Source organism: Arthrobacter sp. TB 26, assembly GCF_000427315.1.
GTDB lineage: Bacteria > Actinomycetota > Actinomycetes > Actinomycetales > Micrococcaceae > Arthrobacter.
Window position 1 is genome coordinate 1 of the sequence record NZ_AUPJ01000341.1, and the last position, 440, is coordinate 440.

At 70.2% G+C, this 440-nt stretch carries 1 pseudogene (running past one end of the window); it reads left to right on the forward strand.

Going from position 1 to position 440, the window contains the following annotated elements:
* Nucleotides 1-440, forward strand: a pseudogene (locus K789_RS23055) (co-chaperone YbbN); its annotated part runs 441 nt beyond the window's last position; the annotation flags it as partial.

A 440-nucleotide genomic window follows, 5' to 3' on the forward strand; every position in this document is an offset into this window, starting at 1 on the left:
CCTGCCGCCGCCGGCGCACCCGTTGTGCCCGGGGCGCCTGCCGCGGGCAACGGCGATGCAGAGCCGGCCGGCCGTCCGCTTCGCGTGGACATCACCGAAGCCAATTTCCAGGAACTCGTGGAACTGTCGGCCCAGGTCCCGGTCGTCGTTGCGCTCTGGGCAGCCTATTCGCCCGGCTCCGCCGAACTGGTGGACGTGCTCGAGCGGATCGTTGACAGTTATGCGGGCCAACTGGTTCTCGGTGCCGCGGACGTTGAAGTGTTCCCACAGCTGGCCCAGGCGTTCCAGGTCCAGGCCGTGCCCACCGCCGTGGCGCTCGTCAAGGGCCAGCCGGTGCCCCTCTTCCAGGGCGGTGCCGAGGAACCGCAGGTCCGCAGCCTGCTGGACGAACTTCTCAAGGTCGCCGCCGCCAATGGCGTGACCGGTCGGATCGGCGCGGG